Source organism: Streptomyces sp. NPDC005017 (genome assembly GCF_042873115.1).
GTDB lineage: Bacteria > Actinomycetota > Actinomycetes > Streptomycetales > Streptomycetaceae > Streptomyces.
On sequence record NZ_JBIALD010000019.1, the window covers coordinates 98,668 to 121,772 of the forward strand.

At 71.0% G+C, this 23,105-nt stretch carries 24 protein-coding genes and 1 pseudogene; 7 read left to right on the forward strand and 18 right to left on the reverse strand.

Features of this window, described 5'->3' with window-relative positions:
* Positions 1 to 93: 93 nt before the first annotated feature.
* From mqnE to ACFYR0_RS26385, 5 genes are all read right to left on the reverse strand, one after another.
* Entirely contained in the window at positions 94 to 1,257 is a 1,164-nt protein-coding gene (gene mqnE / locus ACFYR0_RS26365) for an aminofutalosine synthase MqnE (RefSeq protein ID WP_389332881.1), read from the reverse strand.
* Positions 1,258 to 1,335: 78 nt separating this feature from the next.
* Positions 1,336 to 1,794, reverse strand: a complete 459-nt coding sequence (locus ACFYR0_RS26370; RefSeq protein ID WP_386380536.1) for an Lrp/AsnC family transcriptional regulator — start codon at positions 1,792 to 1,794, stop codon at positions 1,336 to 1,338.
* Between the two features lie 52 nt (positions 1,795 to 1,846).
* On the reverse strand, positions 1,847 to 2,518 hold the full coding sequence (locus tag ACFYR0_RS26375; protein ID WP_386380535.1) for a UbiX family flavin prenyltransferase: 672 nt from the start codon (positions 2,516 to 2,518) through the stop codon (positions 1,847 to 1,849).
* A gap of 453 nt (positions 2,519 to 2,971) precedes the next feature.
* Positions 2,972 to 3,874, reverse strand: coding sequence for a menaquinone biosynthesis prenyltransferase MqnP (mqnP, locus tag ACFYR0_RS26380; protein ID WP_389332885.1), 903 nt, complete (start codon positions 3,872 to 3,874; stop codon positions 2,972 to 2,974).
* The gene (locus tag ACFYR0_RS26385; RefSeq protein ID WP_389332888.1) at positions 3,871 to 5,328 is read right to left on the reverse strand and encodes a menaquinone biosynthesis decarboxylase; all 1,458 of its coding nucleotides are present in this window, start codon (positions 5,326 to 5,328) and stop codon (positions 3,871 to 3,873) included. The genes mqnP and ACFYR0_RS26385 overlap by 4 nt, the downstream gene beginning before the upstream one ends.
* A gap of 87 nt (positions 5,329 to 5,415) precedes the next feature.
* Here ACFYR0_RS26385 and ACFYR0_RS26390 point away from each other — a divergent pair, with 87 nt between their 5' ends.
* Entirely contained in the window at positions 5,416 to 5,766 is a 351-nt protein-coding gene (locus ACFYR0_RS26390) for a PLD nuclease N-terminal domain-containing protein (protein ID WP_389332891.1), read from the forward strand.
* On the forward strand, positions 5,766 to 6,650 hold the full coding sequence (locus ACFYR0_RS26395; RefSeq protein WP_389332894.1) for a LysR family transcriptional regulator: 885 nt from the start codon (positions 5,766 to 5,768) through the stop codon (positions 6,648 to 6,650). The genes ACFYR0_RS26390 and ACFYR0_RS26395 overlap by 1 nt, the downstream gene beginning before the upstream one ends.
* Here the strand turns inward: ACFYR0_RS26395 and ACFYR0_RS26400 are convergent.
* The gene (locus ACFYR0_RS26400) at positions 6,547 to 7,494 is read right to left on the reverse strand and encodes a DMT family transporter (protein WP_389332897.1); all 948 of its coding nucleotides are present in this window, start codon (positions 7,492 to 7,494) and stop codon (positions 6,547 to 6,549) included. The two genes, ACFYR0_RS26395 and ACFYR0_RS26400, sit on opposite strands and share 104 nt — an antisense overlap.
* 92 nt (positions 7,495 to 7,586) lie before the next feature.
* Positions 7,587 to 8,180: a hypothetical protein gene (locus ACFYR0_RS26405; RefSeq protein WP_389332900.1), complete on the reverse strand. Its 594-nt coding sequence runs from the start codon at positions 8,178 to 8,180 to the stop codon at positions 7,587 to 7,589.
* A 167-nt stretch (positions 8,181 to 8,347) separates the two neighbouring features.
* Here ACFYR0_RS26405 and ACFYR0_RS26410 point away from each other — a divergent pair, with 167 nt between their 5' ends.
* The 3 genes from ACFYR0_RS26410 (at position 8,348) to ACFYR0_RS26420 (ending at position 10,123) form a co-directional block, all read left to right on the forward strand.
* A complete protein-coding gene (locus tag ACFYR0_RS26410; protein WP_389332903.1) occupies positions 8,348 to 9,280 on the forward strand; it encodes a Scr1 family TA system antitoxin-like transcriptional regulator in 933 nt (310 codons plus the stop codon).
* Entirely contained in the window at positions 9,171 to 9,494 is a 324-nt protein-coding gene (locus ACFYR0_RS26415) for a DUF397 domain-containing protein (protein WP_389332906.1), read from the forward strand. Before ACFYR0_RS26410 ends, ACFYR0_RS26415 begins: the two co-directional genes overlap by 110 nt.
* A 161-nt stretch (positions 9,495 to 9,655) precedes the next feature.
* The gene (locus tag ACFYR0_RS26420) at positions 9,656 to 10,123 is read left to right on the forward strand and encodes a nucleoside deaminase (protein WP_389332909.1); all 468 of its coding nucleotides are present in this window, start codon (positions 9,656 to 9,658) and stop codon (positions 10,121 to 10,123) included.
* 18 nt (positions 10,124 to 10,141) lie between these two features.
* Here ACFYR0_RS26420 and ACFYR0_RS26425 read toward each other — a convergent pair whose 3' ends face one another.
* The 8 genes from ACFYR0_RS26425 to hemL form a co-directional block, all read right to left on the reverse strand.
* Complete coding sequence (locus tag ACFYR0_RS26425) at positions 10,142 to 10,537, reverse strand: hypothetical protein (RefSeq protein WP_389332912.1); 396 nt, start codon at positions 10,535 to 10,537, stop codon at positions 10,142 to 10,144.
* 68 nt (positions 10,538 to 10,605) lie between these two features.
* Positions 10,606 to 11,655 (reverse strand): c-type cytochrome biogenesis protein CcsB, encoded by a 1,050-nt coding sequence (ccsB, locus tag ACFYR0_RS26430; protein WP_389333061.1) that lies wholly within the window; start codon positions 11,653 to 11,655, stop codon positions 10,606 to 10,608.
* An 80-nt stretch (positions 11,656 to 11,735) separates the two neighbouring features.
* Positions 11,736 to 13,451, reverse strand: a complete 1,716-nt coding sequence (locus ACFYR0_RS26435) for a cytochrome c biogenesis protein ResB (RefSeq protein ID WP_389332915.1) — start codon at positions 13,449 to 13,451, stop codon at positions 11,736 to 11,738.
* A 3-nt stretch (positions 13,452 to 13,454) separates the two neighbouring features.
* Entirely contained in the window at positions 13,455 to 14,228 is a 774-nt protein-coding gene (locus ACFYR0_RS26440; protein WP_386380523.1) for a cytochrome c biogenesis CcdA family protein, read from the reverse strand.
* A gap of 1 nt (position 14,229) precedes the next feature.
* Positions 14,230 to 14,823: a TlpA family protein disulfide reductase gene (locus ACFYR0_RS26445; RefSeq protein ID WP_389332918.1), complete on the reverse strand. Its 594-nt coding sequence runs from the start codon at positions 14,821 to 14,823 to the stop codon at positions 14,230 to 14,232.
* Positions 14,824 to 14,925: 102 nt separating this feature from the next.
* Positions 14,926 to 16,185 carry a hypothetical protein gene (locus ACFYR0_RS26450; protein ID WP_389332921.1) on the reverse strand — a complete coding sequence of 420 codons (1,260 nt, stop codon included), beginning with the start codon at positions 16,183 to 16,185 and terminating at the stop codon, positions 14,926 to 14,928.
* A gap of 218 nt (positions 16,186 to 16,403) precedes the next feature.
* Positions 16,404 to 17,099: a histidine phosphatase family protein gene (locus tag ACFYR0_RS26455; RefSeq protein WP_389332924.1), complete on the reverse strand. Its 696-nt coding sequence runs from the start codon at positions 17,097 to 17,099 to the stop codon at positions 16,404 to 16,406.
* Positions 17,096 to 18,412 (reverse strand): glutamate-1-semialdehyde 2,1-aminomutase, encoded by a 1,317-nt coding sequence (gene hemL, locus ACFYR0_RS26460; protein WP_389332927.1) that lies wholly within the window; start codon positions 18,410 to 18,412, stop codon positions 17,096 to 17,098. The genes ACFYR0_RS26455 and hemL overlap by 4 nt, the downstream gene beginning before the upstream one ends.
* 284 nt (positions 18,413 to 18,696) lie before the next feature.
* Here hemL and ACFYR0_RS26465 point away from each other — a divergent pair, with 284 nt between their 5' ends.
* Positions 18,697 to 19,335 (forward strand): hypothetical protein, encoded by a 639-nt coding sequence (locus ACFYR0_RS26465; protein ID WP_386380518.1) that lies wholly within the window; start codon positions 18,697 to 18,699, stop codon positions 19,333 to 19,335.
* A 433-nt stretch (positions 19,336 to 19,768) separates the two neighbouring features.
* On the opposite strand, the gene ACFYR0_RS26470 is transcribed toward ACFYR0_RS26465, so the two are convergent.
* On the reverse strand, positions 19,769 to 20,452 hold the full coding sequence (locus tag ACFYR0_RS26470) for a TetR/AcrR family transcriptional regulator (RefSeq protein ID WP_389332931.1): 684 nt from the start codon (positions 20,450 to 20,452) through the stop codon (positions 19,769 to 19,771).
* Between the two features lie 251 nt (positions 20,453 to 20,703).
* On the opposite strand from ACFYR0_RS26470, the gene ACFYR0_RS26475 reads away from it, so the two are divergent.
* Positions 20,704 to 21,225 (forward strand): hypothetical protein, encoded by a 522-nt coding sequence (locus ACFYR0_RS26475; RefSeq protein ID WP_389332934.1) that lies wholly within the window; start codon positions 20,704 to 20,706, stop codon positions 21,223 to 21,225.
* An 80-nt stretch (positions 21,226 to 21,305) separates the two neighbouring features.
* On the opposite strand, the pseudogene ACFYR0_RS26480 reads toward ACFYR0_RS26475, so the two are convergent.
* A pseudogene (locus ACFYR0_RS26480) lies at positions 21,306 to 21,605 on the reverse strand (TerD family protein); the annotation flags it as partial.
* A gap of 116 nt (positions 21,606 to 21,721) precedes the next feature.
* The gene (locus ACFYR0_RS26485; protein ID WP_389333063.1) at positions 21,722 to 23,062 is read right to left on the reverse strand and encodes an ATP-binding protein; all 1,341 of its coding nucleotides are present in this window, start codon (positions 23,060 to 23,062) and stop codon (positions 21,722 to 21,724) included.
* Positions 23,063 to 23,105: the final 43 nt, after the last annotated feature.

Here is a 23,105-nt window from a genome sequence, read left to right on the forward strand (position 1 = left end):
GAAAACAGGGCGCCACGCCCCTAAGGGGCGCGGGGAACCGCACGGGCGGCCACGACGCACCCGCGGCCGAACCGGACAGCAGCGCGCAGCGGGTCAGAGACGCATCGGCTGGGGGGATTCGCGGCGGGTGGGGTCGGGAGCCTCGTGCTCACGGATGATCTCGTAGCGCGTGTTCCGCTCCACCGGCCGGAACCCGGCGTCCCGGATGAGGTCCAGAAGATCGTCACGCGTCAGCTTGTTCGGCGTGCCGTAGTTGTCCGCGTCATGAGTGATCTTGTACTCCACGACCGAACCGTCCATGTCGTCCGCCCCGTGCTGAAGGGCGAGCTGCGCGGTCTGGACGCCGTGCATCACCCAGAAGACCTTCACATGCCGGATGTTGTCGAACAGCAGCCGCGAGACCGCGAAGGTCTTCAGCGCCTCGGCCGGCGTCGCCATGGTCGTACGGGCCTGGAGGGTGTTGCGGACCTTGCCGTCCTGCATGTCGACGAAGTCGTGCTGGTAGCGCAGCGGGATGAAGACCTGGAAACCGCCGGTCTCGTCCTGGAGCTCACGCAGCCGCAGCACGTGGTCGACCCGGTGGCGGGGCTCCTCGATGTGCCCGTACAGCATGGTGCACGGGGTCTTCAGACCCTTCTCGTGCGCCAGGCGGTGGATACGGGACCAGTCCTCCCAGTGGGTGCGGTGGTCCACGATGTGCTGCCGGACCTCCCAGTCGAAGATCTCGGCGCCACCGCCGGTCAGCGACTCCAGGCCCGCGTCGATCAGCTCGTCGAGGATCTCGGAGGCGGACAGCCCGGAGATCGTCTCGAAGTGGTGGATCTCCGTGGCCGTGAACGCCTTCAGCGAGACGTCCGGCAGCGCCGCCTTCAGCTCCCGCAGCGAGCGCGGGTAGTAGCGCCACGGCAGGTTCGGGTGCAGGCCGTTGACGATGTGCAGCTCGGTGAGGTTCTCCGACTCCATCGCCTTGGCGAGCTTCACCGCCTCCTCGATGCGCATCGTGTACGCGTCCTTCTCGCCCGGCTTGCGCTGGAACGAGCAGTACGCGCACGACGCCGTGCACACGTTGGTCATGTTGAGGTGGCGGTTGACGTTGAAGTGGACGACGTCGCCGTTCTTCCGCGTCCGCACCTCGTGCGCCAGGCCGCCGAGCCAGGCCAGGTCGTCCGACTCGTACAGCGCGATGCCGTCCTCGCGAGTCAGCCGCTCACCGGAGCGGACCTTCTCCTCCAGCTCGCGCTTGAGCCCGACGTCCATGCGTATGCCCTTTCTACGACAGCCCGGTCCACGTTACTCCCCCGCCTCCCGGGCGCGGGGACCCCACCAGGGGCTCAGCTACTGGACCTCGTCGGGGAGTTCGCCGACGCGGTTCTCCCACTTCGTGGAGAGCACGATGGTGGTGCGGGTCCGCGAGACGCCCTTCGTCCCGCTGAGCCGGCGGATGATCTTCTCCAGCCCGTCCACGTCGCTCGCCCGCACCTTGAGCATGAACGAGTCGTCGCCGGCGATGAACCAGCAGTCCTCGATCTCGGTGAGGTCCTTCAGCCGGCGGGCCACGTCCTCGTGGTCGGCGGCGTCGGACAGGGAGATACCGATGAGGGCGATGACGCCGAGGCCGAGGGAGGCGGAGTCGACCGTGGCCCGGTAGCCCGTGATCACCCCGGCCGCCTCCAGCCGGTTGATGCGGTCGGTGACGCTGGGGCCCGACAGGCCGACGAGGCGTCCCAGCTCCGCGTAGGAGGCACGGCCGTTCTCTCTCAGGGCCTGGATGAGCTGCCTGTCCACCGCGTCCATGCGATCGAGCCTTCCGAGATAAAAAGTGATGGGGTTGTGGTACGAGTGCCGGTCAGGAGGGGCGGGCCCCGCCGAGGTCGCCCTCCCACCGGCGGTAGAGCCGGTGTGTGACACCCGCCGCGTCCAGTACGCGTCCGGCCACGAAGTCCACCAGGTCCTGGATGTGCGTGGCCCCCGCGTAGAAGGCGGGTGAGGCGGGTACGACGGCGGCGCCCGCGTCGTCGAGTGCGACGAGGTGGCGCAGGGTCTGGCCGTTCAGCGGGGTCTCCCGTACGGCGACGACCAAGGCGCGGCGTTCTTTGAGGGTGACGCTCGCCGCGCGCTGGAGCAGGTCCTTGGACAGGCCGAGGGCGACACCCGCGACACAGGCCGTGGAGGCGGGCACGATCAGCATGCCCTTCGTGGCGTACGAGCCGGAGGACGGTCCGGCCGCGAGGTCACCGGCGTTCCAGTACCTCACGCCGGACAGGTCGACGTCGAAGCTGTCCGGCTTTCCGTCGGCCCCTCTGGCCAGCCATTCCCGCAGGTCGTCGCGCCAGTGGGCGTCCCGGAAGGAGATCCCGGTCTCGTCCAGCAGCGTGAGCCGCGAGGCTCGGCTGACGACGAGATCGACGGTCTCGCCGGCGGCCAGCAGGGCCCGCAGCACCGCCGCCGCGTAGGGCGTCCCTGACGCCCCGGACACCCCCACGATCCAAGGCTTGCGCTGCGATTCTCCTGCGTTCACATATTGAGCGTACCGGTGGGACGACCGTCGCTCAGGCCGGGGCGCCCTTGCCTCCCCCACCGCGCCCCCGACTCCCCACGCCCCTCGAACGCGCGGGCCCGCCGTTGCCGTTCGCGCAGTTCCCCGCGCCCCTAGAACCTGCGGGTCCGTCGTGGCCGATCGCGCAGTTCCCCGCGCCCCTTGAGTTGAAGGCGCGGGTCCGCCGTCGTTGATCGCGCAGTTCCCCGCGCCCCTTAAGGGCGTGCCCTTGAGGCGCCTCAGGGGCGTGACGCGCTGCTTTTAGGGGCGCGGGGAACTGCGCGAACGGCCACATGCGGGCCGCACCCGGAAGCGGGGTTCGCCAGGCGCCCTGGACACCTGACTCGGGCGGGTGGGTGGGGTGTTCTTGGGGCGCGGGGAACTGCGCGAACGGCCACACGCGGCCCGGGCGTCCGAGGGGCCCGGGGGACCGGGTCAGACCGTCAGGCCTCGGGTCAGCAGGTCCAGCAGCGCGCACACGAACAGGGCGATCCCGATGAAGCCGTTCACGGAGAAGAACGCCCGGTTCAGGCGGGACAGGTCGTGGGGGCGGACGATGGTGTGCTCGTAGACGAACGCCCCCGCCACGACCACCAGCCCCAGCCAGAAGAACGCACCGGCACCCGTCGCCAGGGCGTACCAGCCGAGCAGAACCGTCGTCACGGCATGACACACCCGCGCACCCCAGATCGCCGCCGGGACACCGAACCGCGCCGGGACCGACATGACGCCGGTCTCGCGGTCGGTCTCCACGTCCTGGCAGGCGTAGATGAGGTCGAAGCCGCCGATCCAGACGCCGACCGCCAGGCCCAGCAGGACCGCGTCCCAGGACCACTCCCCGGAGACCGCCAGCCAGCCGCCCACCGGGCCCATCGCCTGGGCGAGCCCGAGGATGGCCTGCGGGAAGTTCGTGAAGCGTTTGCCGTAGGGGTAGACCACCATCGGGATGACCGCCACCGGAGCCAGGGCCAGGCACAGGGGGTTGAGAAGGGCCGCCGCGCCCAGGAAGACCACCAGGGCGATCAGGGCGCCCGTCCAGGCGTGCCGTACCGACATCGCGCCCGTCACCAGCTCGCGCTGGGCCGTACGCGGGTTCCGGGCGTCGATCTCCCGGTCGATGATCCGGTTCACCGCCATGGCGAAGGTCCGCAGCCCGACCATGCAGATCGTGACCAGCAGCAGCGTGCCCCAGTGGATGTTCTTGTCCCACTCGTACATCGCCGTGAGGGAGGCGATGTAGGCGAAAGGCAGCGCGAACACCGAGTGTTCGATCATGACGAGCCGGAGGAAGGCCTTGGTGCGCCCCGGTCGGGGGATCGCGGCGGATGCCGAGGTCACAGCCCGTACTCCTTCCAGCGGCGGTCGACCTTCGCGGCCGTGTCCGGGTCGGACTCGACCATGTCCGGCCAGCCCCCGTCCCGCGTGTACCCCTCCTCGGGCCACTTCTTCGTCGCGTCGATGCCCGCCTTGCCGCCCCAGAACTGCTGGTAGGAGGCGTGGTCGAGATGGTCGACCGGACCCTCGACGACGTTCAGGTCGCGGGCGTAGTCCGTGTTGCCCAGGGCCCGCCAGGCGACCTCGTGCAGGTCGTGGACGTCGCAGTCGGAGTCGACGACCACGATCAGCTTGGTCAGGGACATCATGTGGGCGCCCCAGATCGCGGACATGACCTTCTGCGCGTGCTTGGGGTACTTCTTGTCGATCGAGACGATCGCGCAGTTGTGGAAGCCGCCCGCCTCGGGCAGGTGGTAGTCCACGATGTCCGGGACGATGATCTTGAGGAGGGGGAGGAAGAAGCGCTCGGTGGCGCGGCCCAGCGGGCCGTCCTCGGTCGGCGGGCGGCCGACCACGATCGACTGGAGCAGCGGGCGCTTGCGCATCGTCACGCAGTCGATGGTGAGCGCGGGGAACGGCTCCTGCGGCGTGTAGAAGCCGGTGTGGTCGCCGAAGGGGCCCTCCGGGAGCATCTCCCCCGGCTCCAGCCAGCCCTCCAGGACCACCTCCGCCTGGGCGGGCACCTGGAGCGGGACGGTCTTGCAGTCGACCATCTCGATCCGCTTGCCGGAGACGAACCCGGCGAAGAGGTACTCGTCGATGTCGCCGGGGAGGGGGGCGGTGGAGGCGTAGGTGACGGCGGGCGGGCAGCCGAAGGCGATGGCGACCGGGAGGCGCTCACCGCGGCGGGCGGCGACCTGGTAGTGGTTGCGGCTGTCCTTGTGGATCTGCCAGTGCATGCCGATCGTGCGCTTGTCGTGGCGCTGGAGCCGGTAGAGCCCGAGGTTGCGGATGCCCGTCTCCGGGTCCTTGGTGTGGGTCAGGCCCAGGTTGAAGAAGGAGCCGCCGTCCCGCGGCCAGGTGAACAGCGCCGGCAGCAGGTCCAGGTCGACGTCGTCGCCGCGCAGCACGACCTCCTGCACCGGGGCGTTGTCGGCCTTGACCTTCTTCGGCGGCACATGGGTCATCGAGCCGAGCTTGCCGAACGCCTCGCGCACCCCGACGAACCCGTGCGGCAGCTCCGGCTTCAGCAGCCCGCCGATCTTCCCGCTGATCTCGTCGTACGACTTCAGACCCAGGGCCTTCAGCAGCCTGCGGTCGGTGCCGAAGACGTTCATCGCGAGGGGCATCGAGGAGCCCTTCACGTTCTCGAAGAGCAGCGCCGGGCCGCCCGCCTTGTTGACCCGGTCGACGATCTCCCCGACCTCCAGGTACGGGTCGACCTCCACCTTGATGCGCTTCAGGTCCCCGTCGCGCTCCAGTGCCCTGAGCAGGGAGCGAAGATCGTCGTAAGCCATGCGGCCAAGTATCCCCGAGCGGCTAACCTGAGCCCGTCACCGGGGCCGGACACGGGGCCCCGCCGACTGGACGAGGGGCTGTACGACATGCTCAGGGTGCTGATGTTTCTCGTGCCGCTGGCACTGAGCATCTACGCGTTCATCGACTGCATCAGCACGGACGAGAAGGACGTCCGTCACATGCCCAAGCCGCTGTGGGCGATCCTCGTGCTGCTGTTCCCGCTCGTCGGCTCGCTGTCGTGGATCCTCGCGGGCAAGCGGCGCAGCCCGGCCGCCGAGGGCTGGTCGGGCGTGTCGGCAGGCCGCGCGCGCTGGGTCGCGCCGGACGACAACCCGGAGTTCCTGAAGTCCCTGGGCGAGGCGAAGGAGCCGGGGAAGGACGAGGGGCCGCGCGAGGACGAGAAGCCGCGGAAGGACGACGAGCCGAAGGGCGAGTGATGGAGCTGCGGCTGCTGGTCACCTTCGAGAAGGTCGCCACCGTGCTGAGTTTCACGCGCGCGGCGTCCGAGCTCGGGTACGCGCAGTCCAGCGTGACCTCCCACGTCCGGTCGCTGGAGTCGTCGCTCGGCACGGAACTGTTCGACCGGCTCGGCGGGCACATCCGGCTCACCGAGGCGGGCGAACGGCTGCTGCCCTACGCCCGGCAGATCATCGAGCTGGCCGAGGAGGCCCGGGCGGCCGTGACCGGCGCGGAGGAGCCCTCGGGCACGCTCGTCGTCGGCACGATGGAGTCGCTGACCAACCACCGGCTGCCGCCCCTCCTGGAGTACTTCCACCACCGCCATCCCAAGGTGCGGCTGTCCCTGCGCACCACGATCGGAGACGAGACCCGGCAGGCGCTGCGGCAGGGCACGTACGACCTCGGGTTCCTCATGGAGGAGGAGACCGGGCACCCGGGCCTGGAGAGCGTCGCCCTCGCGGTGGAGCCGCTGGCGCTGGTGGCGGCTCCGGGGCATCCGCTCGCGGGCGGTCCGGTGGCCCTGGCGGATCTCGCGGCCGGTCCGCTGCTGGCGACGGAACCGGGCTGCGCCTACCGGGACCTGTTCGAGCGGGAGCTGAACTCCCTCGGCGCCCCGGTCGCGTTCATGGAGTTCGGCACGATCGAGGCCACCAAACGCGCGGCGGCGGCCGGCCTCGGGATCTCGCTGCTTCCCGAGGTGACGGTCGCCGCCGAACTCGCGGAGGGCACCCTCGTACGCCTGGACTGGCAGCCGCCCTTCACGCTTCGTACGCAGCTGGCGTGGCGGTCCGGGAAGCGGCTCCCGGCGCATGCGCGGCTGTTCGTGGAGCAGGCGCGGCGGCTCGTGGCCGAGCAAGGGTGACCTTGAGGCTCGCGGTCACGATCAGCGGGACGCCGAGCGCCTGGACGAGGCCGATGTGGTGGCCGTACACCGCCCAGTCGGCGACCATCGCGACGGCCGGGTAGACGAAGGCCAGTACGGCGATCTTCGCGGTCGGCAGCTGGGCGTACGCGGCGTACATCAGCACGTACATCAGCCCGGTGTGGATGACGCCGAGGCCCACCAGCCAGCCCCAGCCGGCGCCGGTGCCGGACATCGCGCCGAGGTCGGCGAAGGGAAGCAGCAGCGGGATGCCGACGACGACCTGCACCAGGGCGACGAGGTGCGGCCGGACCCCGGTGATCCTCTTGGTGACCAGGGTGGACAGGCCGTAGAGCAGGGCCGCGAGGAGGGCCTGGCCGACGCCGAGGAGGTAGCCGCCGCCGCTGGTGAGGTCGCCGGGTGTGACCCCTGAGACGAGGATCAGCCCCGCGAAGGCCAGGCCGATCCAGCCGACCTTGGCGGCGGTGAGGCGCTCGCGGAACAGCAGCGCGCCCAGCAGGACCACGTAGAACGGCTGGGTGTGGTAGACGACCGTGGCCACGGAGATCGAGGTGTTCTCGTACGACTGGAAGAGGAGCACCCAGTTGAGGACGATGAACACCCCGCCGAGCACGGCGAGGCCGAGGGTGCGGCGGGTGAGGCCGTGGTCGCGCAGCCAGCCGCGGACGGCGACGTAGCCGCCGAGCGCGAGCGCGCCGAACAGCACCCGGAAGAACACGACGTTCAGCGGCGAGGCCCCCGACTCCACCACGAACACACCGAGGGTGCCGGAGAGCACCATCGCGGCGGTCAGCTGGGCCGTGCCCTTGTTCTGCGATGTCATGACAGGGACGCTACGAGCGGGCGTAGTCCCTGGTCCACGCGCTGCCGGGGCGTTCTGCCGATGGGGTCATCGGGCCCGCCGATGGGGCCTGGTCAGTCGAGTCCGGCCGGCTCCGCGCGCTCGACCCGGATGTGCTCGGCGCCGAACTCGCGCTCTATCAGCGGCCGGGCCGTGCCGGGGTCGTCGACACCGATCCTGACGTATCCGCGTTCGTCGACGCCGACCTCGCGCATCTGGAAGGTGCCGTCCCAGCGGCCCATGTCCTCGCCGATCCGCTCGGCGAGGGCGTCGAGGTCGCGGCGATTCGTGTCGCTGTCGTGGAAGCGGACGTGGACGCCCTGCTCGGCCGCCTCGCAGACGGCCTCCTCGAAGGCGGTGGACGGGATGCGCCAGACGTCGGCGGCGTTGCCGTCCTCGTCGACGGAGAGTCCGGTGAACACGCCGGAGTGCCGTCCGGCGGCCAGTTCCCCGATCCGGTCGAGCGTGCGGTACAGCGGGCTGTCCTCGCCCGCGCCCTCCGGTCCTGTGGAACCGGGCCTGCCGCCGACACACCCCTGCGTCGCCTTCCGCGACTCGACCGGTGCCCCGCCGTCGCCGCCGACTGTCCCGTCCGCGTCCACCCACACCGCGAGCGCGACCACCGTCGCGGCCGAGACGGCTCCCGCCGCCAGGCTGCCGTACTTCATGGGCCCCTCCCTCCGTCACCGGCCTCTCGGGACTGTGACGCGGGACGGGGGCGAAACGTTGTGCGGGTTTCGGGGTGGGAGTCCTGGACTCGGCACGTCGATGACTTTGGGTGTGGTAGTCGTGACTCAGGGGAATGGGCTGGGGCTTTTACGGAGGGGATCGGCCTGTGATCAGCAACGCCGCGCTGTTCGGGGAACTCCTGCGGCATTACCGCGAGTCGGCGCTGTACACGCAGGAGGCGCTGGCCCGGGAGATCCCGTGCGACCGGTCGTTCGTGACGCGCGTCGAGGCGGCGACGCGAGTGCCACAGGACACGTTCGCGAAGAAGTGCGACGAAGTGCTCGGCACGGGCGGGGCGCTGGCCCGGGTGTGGAGCAAGATCGACTGGTACGAGCAGGTGGAGCATCCGGACTGGTTCGAGCGCAGGGCCCAGATGGACGCCCAGGCGGTGGCGGTGCGGGCGTATCAGACGCAGGTGATGCCGGGCTTGCTGCAAACCCCGGACTACGCGGCGGCACTGTTCTCCCGGCGCCTCGCGAATGCGGTCGAGGTGGAGGAGCGCGTGCGGGCTCGGCTGAGCCGACAGCAGCGGTTCCTCTCCGAGGACGGACCCCTCTACCTCCTGGTGCTGGACGAGAGTTGCCTGCGCCATGTGGTCGGCGGACCGGACGTCATGCAGGATCAGTGCGCGCACCTGCTGGCCGTGGGGCGGCTGCCCAACATCCGTGTACAGGTCTTCCCGTCAGGCCACTCGGCCGCCGACCGGCCGGACACCTCGATGTCTCTGATCGCGCTGCCCGAAGGGGAGCGGTGGGTGTACTCGGAGTCACTGGAGCGGGGCCATCTGATCAACGATCCGGCCGTCTACGAGCGCCACGCACGGACCTATGATGTGCTCAGGGCGGACGTGCTGTCGGCTCCTCAATCCGCCGCTCTGATCGGCGACTTGATGGAAGGGTACGGCCGCGATGGACAAGGAATTGCTGACCGTGGCGACTTGGGTCAAGAGCAGCCACAGCGGAGCGAACGGCGGCGACTGCCTAGAATTCGCCCCCGAGTTCGGCTCCGTCGTCCCCGTCCGGGACAGCAAGAACCCTGACGGACCGGTCCTGACGATCGGCCCCACCGCATGGGCGGCCTTCACGTCGAGCTGGAAGAAGAGCAGCTACAGCGACGCGAACGGCGGCAACTGCCTCGAAGTCGCCCCCGAGTTCGGCTCGGTCGTCCCCGTCCGGGACAGCAAGAACCCTGACGGACCGGTCCTGACGATCGGCCCCACCGCATGGGCCGCGTTCACTTCCGCTCTGCGCTGACCGATCTCCAGAGGCGTTCCGGCAAGGTCCGCGCCCCCTCGTCCAGGTCCACGTCGTCCAGGCCGGACGGCCGGCGGCGGCCCGTGGCGACAGTCGGGCCGAGGACCAGGGACTCCACTGGTCGGTCCCATACTGGTGCCGCCGCTGCGGGAGGACATGGCATGAGGATGCTGGACGCGGAGACGGCCCGGACGTGGCTCGGGACGGCGCTGGACGAGGCGCGCACCGGGCTGGCCGAGGGCGGCCTGCCCATCGGGGCCGCGCTCTACGGACCCGACGGGGAACTGCTCGGGCGGGGGCACAACCGGCGGGTGCAGGACGGCGACCCGTCGCTGCACGCGGAGACGGCGGCGTTCCGCGCGGCCGGGCGGCAGCGGTCGTACCGCGGGACGACGATGGTGACGACCCTGTCGCCCTGCTGGTACTGCTCGGGGCTGGTGCGGCAGTTCGGGATCTCGCGGGTGGTGATCGGCGAGGCCGAGACGTTCCACGGCGGTCACGACTGGCTGGCCGGGCTCGGCGTGGAGATCGTGCTGCTGGACGACCCCGGGTGCGCCGCGCTGATGCGGGACTTCGTCGACAGGCACCCGGAGCTGTGGCGGGAGGACATCGGGGAGTCACCCGCGTGAACCAGGGCCGGCCCCGCGTCACCCCAGGGTGTCGAGCAGACGTTCGAAACGGGTGCGCCAGCGCTGTTCCGTCTCACCCTCGCCCTGGAACTCGTGCGTGAAGCGCAGCACGCTGGCGTCCTCGCCCTCGCGCTCCAGATGGAAGCGGACGCGGCCGCCGTCCTCGACGGTGTACTCGGCGATCCGGTCCACGTCCCAGGCGGTGACCCGGCCGGGGCCCAGCCCGCTGAGTACGACCTCACCGCCGAGCCGCGGCTCCAGGACCTCGGCCGGGGCCAGCCAGCCGGACAGCCCCTCCGCCGTGGCCAGCGCGGGCCAGACGGTCTCCATGGGCCCGGGAAGGCGTACCAGGAAGTGCAGGATGTGGGTGTTCCCGTGGGTCTGGCTGGTGCCCGCCTCGATGGAACCGGTCATGAGACCAGACTGACCCCGCCGGACGTGATGCGCACGCCCTGCGGGGCCGGTACCGGGAGGGGCCGGGCTCAGAAGCCCACGGCCCCCAGGGCGCTCAGGCCCACGTCGGCGTAGGAGTGCTTGCCGGAGACGAAGATGTTGACGCCGTAGTAGTTGAACAGCCAGCAGCCGAAGGCGATCAGGGCCAGCCAGGCCGCCTTGCGGCCCTTCCAGCCTGCCGTGGCGCGGGCGTGCAGATAGCCGGCGTAGGCGACCCAGGTGATGAAGGACCAGGTCTCCTTGGGGTCCCAGCCCCAGTAGCGGCCCCAGGCGTCACCGGCCCAGATGGCGCCCGCGATGATCGTGAAGGTCCACAGCGGGAAGACGGCCGCGTTGACGCGGTAGGAGAACTTGTCCAGGGAGGCGGCGGCGGGCAGCCGGTCCAGGACGGAGCTCGCGAAACGGCCGGGCCTGCCGCCGGTCGCCAGCTTGTTCTCGAAGGAGTCCTTGAACAGGTACAGGATCGTGGAGACCGCGCCGAGGTAGAACACCGCGCCGCAGAAGATCGCCGTCGAGACGTGGATGTACAGCCAGTACGAGTGCAGGGCGGGAACCAGCTGGTCGCTCTCGGTGTACAGGACCGTGACGGCGAGCCCGAGGTCGAGCAGGACCGAGGTGATCAGGAAGAGACCGATCCAGCGCACGTTCTTCTTCAGCGCCAGCAGCAGGACGTAGACGCCCACCGCCACCGTGGAGAAGGTGATGTTGAACTCGTACATGTTGCCCCACGGCGCCCGCTCCACCGAGAAGGCCCGGGTGAGCACACCGCCGAACTCCACGAGGAACGCGAGCACGGTGAGGGAGACGGCGATCCGCCCGTAGAGGTCGCCCTGCTCGTCACCGCCGTGGGCGCCCGGACCGTCGGGCACGTCACGGGTGCCGGCCGCGGCGCGGACGGTCACCTTGGGGCGCTCCAGCACCGTGGTGCCGCCGCCCGCCTTGTTCACGGTGACCGCCGGGGCGTTCGCCCTCGACGCGGTCTGCGCGGTGAGCGCGGCGGCCGTACGGCCGACCTTGCTGCGGCTGCCGAAGAGCCATTCGGCGATGTACGCGAAGAAGGCCAGGGTGTAGACGGCCATCGAGGAGTAGATCAGCGTGTTGCTGATGTTCGCGAGGTTCTCGTTGGTCGCGGCGGCCAGATCGCTCGCGGCGGCGAAGTTCACGGCTTGTCAGCCCCTTCGGCAGATACGGCGTGCGGGTCGGGGGTGGACGAGGGGTCGTCCTCGGGGTCGGCTGCGGACTCGGGCGCGCCCGGCGCCCGCTCGTACAGGGCCGCCGCGAGGTCGCCGAGCTCCTCGGGCAGCTTCGCCGACTCGCTGCGGCCGAGGCCGGCCATCTCGACGACCGTGACGCCGTCGTCGCCGGTGGTGGCCCGCACCCAGACGCGGCGGCGCTGGATGAACAGGGACCCGGCGAGGCCCGCGATCGCGGCGACGGAGCCGGCCAGCGCCCAGCCGCCGCCCGGCTCCTGCACGATCTGGAACCCGGCCCATTCCCGGGTCTCCTTCTCGTAGGTGATCGTGCCGGCGCCGTTCGGGAGCTCGAGGGTGTCGCCGGGGCGCAGCTGCTTCTTCAGCAGCTTGCCCTTGGCGTCCTTGAACTCCTTCATGTGCGTCTTGTCCAGCTGGTACACGTTCTTCGGGATGCCGGAGTTCACGCCGAGGTCGCCGTGGTAGGCGTTCACGGCCATCATCGGGCTGATCAGCGCGGGGAACTGGGAGACCATCGAGCCCTTGGCGTAGGTCGGCAGGAACCAGAGCTGGAAGCCGAGCTGTTCGCTCCGGCCCCGGGCGTCCTTGTAGCCGTCCATGACCCGGACGACGCCGGAGGAGGTGACGTTGCCGTCCTGCGGGAGCAGGGGCACGGCGTCCTGGAAGACGATCTCGCCCTTGCCGTCGCGCACCGTCATGACGGGGGCGTAGCCGTGGCTGACCAGGTAGGCCTTGGCGTCGCCGATCTGCAGCGGCTCGTTGACCTCGACGGTGGTCCTGCGCTCCTTGCCGTCGGCGCCCTCGCTGTAGGTGAGGTCGGCCTCGTAGGTGCGGGGGGTGCCGCGGTTGGGGCCGGAGGGCTCGTAGGTGCCGGTGAAGCGGTTCAGGGTGAAGCTGAAGGGCTCCAGGTCGTCGTTCTCGAAGAGGTTGCCGGACTTGAAGTCGTCGTACTGCGAGAGCGTGTTGGCGAAGCCGGCGCCCTCGACGATCAGCTTGTTGCCCTCGGACTTGAACAGCTGGCCCCAGGCGAAGGCGACCAGCATCACGATCAGGGCGACGTGGAAGGCGAGGTTGCCGGCCTCACGCAGATAGCCCTTCTCGGCGGCCACGGCGTCTCCCACGGTGTGGGAGCGGAAGCGGCGGCGCCCGAGCAGGGCGAGCGCGGCCTCGCGGACCTCGTCGGGCGTGGCCGTGGTGCGCCAGGTGGTGTGCGCGGGCAGCCGGGTCAGCCGGCGGGGCGCGCCCGGCGGGCGGCCGCGGAGCTGGCCGACGAACTGCCAGGTGCGCGGGACGATGCAGCCGATGAGGGAGACGAACAGCAGGATGTAGATCGCGGAGAACCACACCGAGCTGTAGACGTTGAAGAGGCCGAGCTTGTCGTAGACCGGCGCGAGGCCGGTGTGCCGCCGGCGGAAGTCCTCGACCTGGGTGATGTCGACACCGGTCTGGGGGATGAGCGAGCCGGGGATCGCGGCGAGCGAGAGCAGCAGCAGGAGCAGCAGCGCGACCCGCATGGAGGTCAGCTGGCGCCAGAACCAGCGGGCCCAGCCGATCACACCGAGGGCGGGCGGGTTCGGTGCCTCCTCCTCGGGCGCGGTGGACAGCTGGGAGCCGGCGGCGCCGAGGTCCTGGTCCTCGGGGGCGCTGGGTGTCGTCTTGCTCATGGATCAGATCCCCACAACGAATCCGTCGGACCAGTTCTGCATCTCGCGCACGAGACTGTCCCACGCCCCGGTCAGCAGCAGCACACCCGTGACGATCATCATCGTGCCGCCGGCCCGCATGACCCAGACGTAGTGGCGCTTGACCCAGCCGAAGGCGCCGAGGGCCTTGCGGAAGGCGACGGCGGCGAGCACGAACGGCAGGCCGAGGCCCAGGCAGTAGGCGACGGTCAGTATGGCACCGCGCCCGGCGCTGGCCTGCTCCATGGCGAGGGTCTGCACGGAGGCGAGGGTCGGGCCGATGCAGGGCGTCCAGCCGATGCCGAACAGCGCGCCGAGCACCGGGGCGCCGACCAGGCCGGTCGCGGGGCGCCGGTGGAAGCGGAACTCCCGCTGGGTGAGCCAGGGCATCAGGCCCATGAAGAACACGCCCATGAGGATCATGAGCACGCCCAGCACCTTGGACAGCGTCTGCTGGTGCTCGCGCAGGGTGTAGCCGAAGTAGCCGAAGAGCGCGCCGCCGGAGACGAACACGACCGTGAAGCCGAGCACGAACAGGGAGGCGCCGGCGACCATCCGGCCGCGCCGGGCCTCGGCCAGGTCGGTGCCGCTGACGCCGGTGACGTAGGAGAGGTAGCCGGGGACGAGCGGCAGGACGCAGGGCGAGAAGAAGGAGACGAGGCCGCCGAGGACCGCGAGCGGCAGCGCCAGCAGCAGCGCGCCGTGCAGCACGGTGGCGTTCTGGCCGCCCGCCTCGGCCAGGGTGGACAGCGCGGTCACGTTACTTCTTCTCCGCGATGACCGGCTTGATCATGCCGAGCAGCTTCTCCGCGCTGAGTTCCTGGAGCGCGCGGGCCGCGATCCTGCCGTCGCGGTCGATGACGATCGTCGAGGGCACGAGCTGCGGGTTGAGCGTGCCCTTCTTGAAGCGGAGCATCAGCTTGCCGTCCGGGTCGTACAGGCTGGGGTAGGTGATGCCCCATTCCTTCTCGAAGGCGAGCGCGGGGATGGTGCTGGTGTCGCGGGTGTTGACGCCGACGAACTCGACGCCCTGCGCCTTGACGTCGTTGTAGACCTTCGCGAAGTGCTTCGCCTCGATCCGGCAGGGGCCGCACCAGGAGCCCCACACGTTCACGACGAGGACCTTGCCCTTGTAGTCGGCGGTGCTGAGCGGCTTGCCGTCGAGGGTCTCGCCGTCGAGCACCGGCGCCTCGGCGCGCTCACCCTGCTTGGCGGTCGCGATGCCGTCGTCGCCGGTGACGAAGTTGGTGTCACCGCCGCCGCCGGACGTTCCCCCGGAGGTGCACGCGGACAGTGCCAGCGCGGTGACGACGGCACCGGCGGCGAGCAGGGTGGTACGGCTGGCGGCACTCATGTGAAAAGTTTCGCATGTCCGTTCCGGGGATCTTGCGCACCCCCCTCGCGGGGACGAAACCGCATTTCACGGCCCCTTTCGCAGCCCGTTCCGCTCCCCGCCTCACAGGGCCTTGAAGCCCCCCGCGGGCGCCTGTCCCACACCGAGCGTGCGCAGCTTGTCGAGGACCTCGGGCCGCTGCACGTCCAGCCAGTCGGTGAACTGCCTGAAGGACACCATCCGCACGTCACCGCCCTGGTCCGCGGCACGCGCGATGTGCTCGATCGCCTGCTCGACGGCGTCCATGTAGATGCCGCCGTTCCACTGCTCGAAGTGGTTGCCGACGAAGAAGGGCGCCCGGTTCGTCTCGTACGCCCGCTGGAAGCCGGATATGTACGCCCCCGCCGCCTGCTCGCGCCAGGCCGGGTAGTTGTGCGCCGGGGCGTTGGTGGAGGCCAGCGACTGGTTGGCGAGCATGTTGTAGTCCATCGACAGGACCTCGAAGCCGCGGCCCGGGAAGGGCACCTGCTGGAGCGGCAGGTCCCAGACGCCCTGCTTCTTCGCCGGCCAGACCTGGAGGCCGCCGGGCGAGGAGGCGTCGTAGCGCCAGCCCAGCTCGCGGGCGACGGGCAGCAGGTTGTCCTGGCCGAGCAGACAGGGGGTGCGGCCGCCGACGAGTTCCTTGTCGTAGTCGAAGGGCAGGGAGGGCAGGTCGGTCCAGCCGCTGTTGGTGCGCCACTGCTTGACGAAGGACTTGGCCTGGTCGATCTCGCTGCGCCACTGCGCGCCGGTCCAGTGCGCGACGGAGCCGCCGCCCTCGCCGCAGAAGTGACCGTTGAAGTGGGTGCCGATCTCGTGGCCCTCGAGCCAGGCCCGGCGCAGACCGGCGAGGGTCGCCTTGATGTGGTCGTCGGTCAGGTAGCCGATGTCGGAGGCGCCGCGCGGGTTGTTCGGCGGGTCGTACAGGCGCTGCTTCGACTCGGGCAGCAGATAGAGCCCGGAGAGGAAGAAGGTCATGGACGCGCCGTGCTCCCGCGCGAGGTCCAGGAAGCGCGGGAAGAGGCCGTTGCCGACCTCGCCCGCGCCGTCCCAGGAGAAGACGACGAACTGCGGCGGGGTCTCGCCGGGCTCCAGCGGGACGGGCCGGGGCGGCTGGTGGGGCTGCCTGCCGGTGAAGGCGGTGGAGCCGTCGCCGATGGGGCGGGCGGTGGGTGACGGGCTGCCGGACGGCTTGCCCGACGGTCCGCCGGGACGGTTCTTCCCGGAACCGGATCCCGGGCTCGGTCCGTCGGAGGAGGTGAGGCTGCCGCACCCGGCCAGTCCGACGGTGGCGGCGACGCCCGCGCCGAGTCCGAGTGCTCCCCTGCGAGTGACAGTGCGCATCGCGCGCCCCCCGTTCGTGGCCTTCTCTCGTGGTCAATCACAGAGAGGGCGCCACGAACGGGGGGGTTCCCGCCGGAATTCGCCGGTTGCGTAACAGACCGCCTCATCGCGCGACTCGGGCCGCGGGTGTCGCACGGTGCCCCCGCGGACGGGGGCCACGGCGTACGCGGGCCGCGACGGACGCGGGCCGCGGGCGAAGGGCGACGGGCGTACCGGCCCTACGCCCCGAAGGCCTTGTCCTTGCCCTGCACCGGTTTGGCGCCGGCCCGCAGATGCGCGGGGACGAGATCGAGGGCCGGCTCGGTGTAGCCGACGGACACGATCCGGTCGCCCTCGTAGGTGAAGGACGTCAGCGAGGCGAGGGTGCACTGCCGGCGGCGCGGGTCGTGCCACAGCCGCCGCTTCTCGGCGTAGGAGCGCACGATCCAGATCGGCAGCTGGTGGCTGACCAGCACCGCCTCGTGGCCGCGCGCGGCGTCCTTGGCGGCGTCCAGCGCGCCCATCATGCGCACGACCTGGTCGACGTACGGCTCGCCCCAGGACGGCCGGAACGGGTTGACCAGGTGCTTCCAGTTGCCCGGCCGCTTCAGCGCGCCGTCGCCGACGCCGAAGGTCTTGCCCTGGAAGACGTTGTCCGCCTCGATCAGCCGGCCGTCCGTGGCGAGGTCGAGGCCGTGCGCCTTGGCGATCGGCGTCGCGGTCTCCTGCGCCCGCTCCAGCGGGGAGGAGCAGACGTACGTCACGTCCCGCTCGGCGAGGTGCTCGGCGACCCGGTCGGCCATCCGGCGGCCCAGTTCGGAGAGGTGGTAGCCGGGCAGCCGGCCGTAGAGCACGCCGTCGGGGTTGGCGACCTCGCCGTGCCGCATCAGGTGGACGACCGTGATGTCACGGGTGCCGTTGCCGTCGCCGCTCATGCGCTCGCCTCCGCCGCCGCGCGGGCCGCCGCCGGGAGCGCCTCGGCGATCCGGTCGAGGGCGCGCTCGTCGTGCGCGGTGGACACGAACCAGGACTCGAAGGACGAGGGCGGCAGATAGACGCCCTGCGCGAGCATCGAGTGGAAGAACGCGTTGAAGCGGAACGACTCCTGGCGCCGGGCGTCGTCGTAGTCGCGTACCTCACGGTCGGTGAAGAACACCGAGAACATGTTGGAGGCGGTCTGCAGCCGGTGGGCGACGCCCTCCTTGGCAAGCGCCTCGGTGACCAGCGCCTGGATCTTCGCCGACACGGCGTTCACGGTGTCGTACGCCGCGTCGTCGAGCAGCCGCAGCTGGGCGAGGCCGGCGGCGGTGGCGACGGGGTTACCGGAGAGGGTGCCGGCCTGGTAGACGGGCCCGGCGGGGGCGAGGTGGGCCATGACGTCGGCGCGGCCGCCGAAGGCCGCGGCGGGGAAGCCGCCGCCCATGACCTTGCCGAAGGTCATCAGGTCGGGCACGACGCCCTCGACACCGAACCACCCGGCGCGGCTCGTGCGGAACCCGGTCATGACCTCGTCGGAGACGAACAGCGCGCCGTTCTTCTCGCACGCGTCCTTCAGGCCCTGGTTGAAGCCGGGCAACGGCGGGACGACGCCCATGTTGCCGGGGGCGGCCTCGGTGATCACACAGGCGATCTCGCCGGGGTGCCGGTGGAAGGCCTCCTGCACGGCCTCCAGGTCGTTGTACGGCAGCACGATCGTGTCGCCGGCCTGGGCGCCCGTGACGCCGGGCGTGTCGGGCAGCGCGAAGGTGGCGACCCCGGAGCCGGCCGCGGCCAGCAGGGAGTCGACGTGGCCGTGGTAGCAGCCGGCGAACTTGATGACCTTGGCCCGCCGGGTGAACCCGCGCGCGAGGCGGATGGCCGACATGGTGGCCTCGGTGCCGCTGGAGACGAGGCGGACCTGCTCCAGGGGCGCGATCCGCGCGACCATCTCCTCGGCGAGCGCGACCTCGCCCTCACCGGGCGTGCCGAAGGAGGTACCGCGGGCGACGGCGGCCTGCACGGCGGCGACGACCTCGGGGTGGGAGTGGCCGAGGATCATCGGGCCCCAGGAGCAGACCAGGTCGACGTACTCGCGCCCGTCGGCGTCCGTCAGATAGGGGCCGGTGCCCGAGACCATGAACCGGGGCGTGCCGCCCACCGCCCGGAAGGCGCGCACCGGGGAGTTCACACCACCCGGGGTGACGGCAGCCGCACGGTCGAACAGCGCCTGCGAGACGGGTGCTTCGTATGGATATGGCAGTTCGCTCATGACCTGCGACTTCTCCGACTTCTCGGACTCCGGTGGGCAGTGACCCGTTCAGGGTAGGCCGCGGAGGACGTCGATCGATCCTCCACCGCTCGTGAAAGCATCTGCGAAACTGAGAGCTGACACACACACGTCATTCGGGCGAAGGTGGCCAGAGGCTGCGAAGATCCTGCGGACAGGAGTTCCCGGCGCACGTTTCGGCGGGCGGCCGTGGGGGAGGTCACTGACACGATGATCGGGTTGCGCGGCGGGGGCCACGCGTCCTAGAAAAGCAGTCGGGTGGAGATATGCATCGCGGTGGCGGACTGGGCGAGGGGACGGACGATCTCGGTCCTCGACGTGCCCGGCGGGGAAAGCACCGGCGCGAAGCGGACGAGACCGGCGAAGCACGTCAGGCACACGGTGGACCGAGCGAGCCCGAGAGCGCCGACCGGCGCCGGGAGCGCCGCGCGGATCCGCTGCGGGCCGAAAGCAGGAATGGTGGTCGGGTGGGGGTGACGTACAAGTACTTCGGCGCGCCGGACGGCGCGACCGCGGCCCGTGTCCCGATCTCGATGCGTCCCGAGGAGCTCGGCGGCGACGAGCTCGGGATGAACGGCATGTTCACCAAGATCAAGCCCGAGACGATGGCCGCGATGGTCCTCACCGGCATCGAGGGCGTCCCCCTGCACAAGGTCCCCCCGCTGGAGCTCGTCGTCCTCCACCCCGACTACGCCGTCGTCAAGCTCCCCATGACCGTCGTCGACCCGCTGCGCGACATAGGCGAGGAGGCCGTCGGCGCGGCCGCCTTCATCTGGTCCACGGTCCCCGACCGCGGAGGCCCCCGCGACGCCTTCGACGTCTACCAGCTGCTGCACGAGTGGCAGGACTTCTCGCATCGGCTGCATGAGGCGGGGCATCAGCCTTACTGCCTGGTGTGGCCCTGACCTGGGGTTCTGCGGGTCGGGGGGGCGGTTTCGGGCCCCGGCCGTGCAACCGCCGCGGGTACGCCGTCGCTGATCACGACCATGGGGACAGCCGCGGAGCAGGCAGCGCCAGCACGTCGCCCCAGCGGTAGCGGTCGCCCCTGACGCCGGCCTTCGGCCGGTGAGGCAACGCGGCCGGACACCACCGCCCCAGAGGCGCGGGGAGTGCGCGAACAAGCCCCACCAGCCCGCACCCGGCAAACCAGCAGACCTACGGCTCCACCGCACGGGCACGACCCCTGAACGCGGCCGGACACCACGGCCCAAGGGGCGCGGGGAGTGCGCGAACAAGCATCACCGACCCGCACCCGACAGCACCGCACAGGCCACCCCACAGGGGCGCGGGGAACTGCGCAACCCCCCGAAACCCTTACACCCGCCAGGCCGAGGCCGCTCAGGACGCGGTGGACGCCCGAAGCTCGTTCTCCAGCCCGTCCAGCAGGGCCCGCAGTCCGAAGTCGAAGGTCCGCTCCGGGGAGGCGTTGTACCCGGCGGCGGGCGCGTCGAGCCGGGCGCGCAGCCGGGGAAAGGCCTCCGCGATCTTCCGCGCGTCGGCGAGCGCCTGCTGGACCCGCGCCTCGGCGTCCCCGTCGGCCCCGCCGAGCCGCCGCGCGAGCGAGGCGTTGGCGGCGTCGCCGAGGGAACTGCCGAGCACGAAGGTGAACACGGTGGCGGCGGCCCGGTCGGCGGCGGCCCCGGCGAACCCGGCGCTCTCGTACACGGCGAGGCTGTGGTCGTCGTAGCGCGCCTTGGCGGGCCCGTACAGCAGATGGGAGCCGAGGGCCTGGACCAGCCACGGGTGGCGTCCGAACATCGCGTGCAGCCCGGTCGCCATCCGGGTGGCGGCATCGCGCCAGTCCACGGCCGCGAGGTCGGGCAGCCCGATCTCCTGCCAGACCTGGTCCCCGGCCAGCAGGACGAGGTTGTCCTTGTTCTTGACGTGCCAGTAGACGGCGGTGGCGGCGGAGTCCAGCCGCTTGCCGAGGGCCCGCATGTTCAGGCCCTCCAGCCCTTCCTCGTCGAGCAGCTCGATGGCGGTCCGGACGATCTGTTCCTTGGTCAGCGTGTCGCGCGGCATGGGCTCACGATAGGCACGCCGAGCCCACTTGCACAAAGTTCAGGAAGTCTATTGCACTTAGTTCAAGTACCCCCTTACAGTCATCCACAGACAGCAAGGCCCCCACCCCGAACCGGGCGCGGACCACCACCGCACCCATCACTTGAACAAAGTGCAAGGCCAATCCGGACCCACCCGCACCCACCACTTGCACTTAGTTCAAGAAGCACCGGACCCACCCGCGAACCGAGCCCCTGCGAGGACCCGAAACCATGAACACCTTCATCGCCGTGATGCAGCTGCTCGTCACCGCCGCCTTCGTCAGCATCCCGCTGGTCCGCCACCGCTACGGCGCCACGGCGATGGCGGGCGCCCAGGCCGAACTGACCCGCCAGGGCGTGCGGACGACCGTCCTGCACGAGAACGGCATGCGCTTCGACGCGGGCGGCCACGAGACGGCGGCCCCGGCGACCGTCGCCGCGATCATGCTCACGCTCGCCGCCCTGAACCTCCTGGACGGCCCATGGGCCACCCCCCTGACCCTGGTCTTCATGACCCTGGTCCTGCTCGGCAACTGCGCGATCCTCCACAGCCAGCTCACCGCCGTGAAGTCGGTCCGCTCCGCCTTCGCCCGCAAGAACGACCCCGAACTCACCCGCATCGACGTCCCCGCCCTCCTCAAGGCCGCGGAGGCCGGCTTCCCCGCCTGGACCTGGACCCTCCAGACCGTCCGCCACACGGTCGTCTTCACCGCCACGATCCTGTCCCTGGCGGCCACCCTCCCCCTGACCTGAACCCACACCGGACCCACCCGGACCACAGCGCTCGGCCCCCAGGCCCCAGGCCTGGGGGCCGAGGGCTGTCGTGGCGGGACTCAGCCCACCGAGGACCGTTCCGCGACCGGGGCCCGCCGCTGCGCCGGCGGCTCCAGGTGCGCCACGACCGAGGCGTGGAAGCGGTCGACCGCGTCGTCGACGCTGCGGATGAAGCCGGACTCGGCGTTCCCACGGGTGCTGCCCATGCCCTTGAACAGGGAGAGCCGGAAGCCGGTGATCTGCACGCCGCTCTTCGGCAGCATGTCGCCCGGCTCCGGACGCAGCCGTTCCAGGGTTCCCCGCGGCCCGCCGGCCTCACCCTCGACCAGCGTCTCGACGTGGAGGTCGGCGGGGGCCTCGGGGCTGCCCGCGAAAACACCGAGTGGCCGGACCGCGGACGCCTCGGTGCCCAGGCCGACGGGCCGGACCGCGGACGCCGCGGTGCGCCGGCCGACGTCAGAGGCGCCCCGCCCCCTCACCGCACCCCCCGCACCGTGAACCCGATCACCGAGCCGCCGCCCTCGCGGGTGTACGCGAACGGGGCGCCGCCGTGGGTCAGGGCGATCTCGCGGACGATCGAGAGGCCGAGGCCCGAGCCGGGGAGGGCGCGGGCGTCGGCCGCTCGGTAGAAGCGGTCGAAGACGCGGGCGAGGTCGTCGTCGGTGATGCCGGGGCCGCGGTCGAGCACCTCGACGCGGACGGGTGAGCCGGGGCCGCCGCCGATGTGGATCTCGATGGGCGAGGTGCCGCCGCGGTCGAACTTGGCCGCGTTCTCGACAAGGTTGGAGACCGCGCGGGTCAACTGCGCGGCACGCCCCTCGGTCACGGTCGTGCCGCTCGCGGCGACCAGGATCTCGCGCCCGGTGCGGCGGCGGGCGAGGGCCGCGACCTCCTCGGCGACGTCGAAGAGGTCCACCTGCTGCGGCGGCTCGCTGTCGGACTGCCCGGCCGCTAGGTCGACCAACTCGTTGACCAGATCGGTCAGTTCGCGCGCCTCCTCGCCGAGGTCGGCGACCAGATCCTCACGGGCCTCGGCGGGCAGTTCGTCCATCCGCTTCAGCAGCGAGATGTTCGTCCGCAGCGAGGTCAGCGGCGTCCGCAGCTCATGGCCCGCGTCCTGCACCAGCCGCCGCTGGTCCTCCTCCGACTGCGCCAGCCGACCCAGCATCCGGTCGAAGGCCCGCCCGAGCCGCCCGACCTCGTCGCTGCCGGACACCGGCACCTGGATGCCGAGCCGACGCGTGCGGGCCACGGCCTCCGCCGCCGAGGTGAGGACGACCAGACGCCGGGTGATCCGCCAGGCCAGCCACCAGCCGAACAGCCCCGCGCCCAGCACCACCGCGCCCACCAGCACGAGCGTGCGCTGCTGGAGCACCCGCAGCAGATCCTCGGTGTCGCCGAACTGCTGCCCGACCTGCACCGCGCCCCGGCCGCCGCCGAGCGCCACGGTCGCCACCCGGTAGACGTCGCCCTCGACCCGGACGTCCCGGTGCACCACCACCCGCCCGGCCGCCGGGGCGGCGGCGACCAGCCGGTCGTCACCGACGACCGGCAGACCGGGGCTGCCCTCGTCGAAGACCGACCCGTCCGGCCCGAGCACCTGCACATCCGTGCGCGCGGGCCGGACCAGGTCGTGGCCCGGCGCCGAGGAGAAGTCGGCCGGGTTCATCGGAGCGCGCCGCACCTCGGCCCGTACGTCCTGCACGACCTCGTCGAACACCGTCTGCTGGTCCACCCGCACCAGCCGGGCCGCGGCGCTGTACGACAGGATGCCGACCAGCACGGTCACCCCCGCGGTCACCGCCGCGAAGGACATCGCGAACGTGGTGCGCAGCGACACCAGCCGCCACAGACCGCCG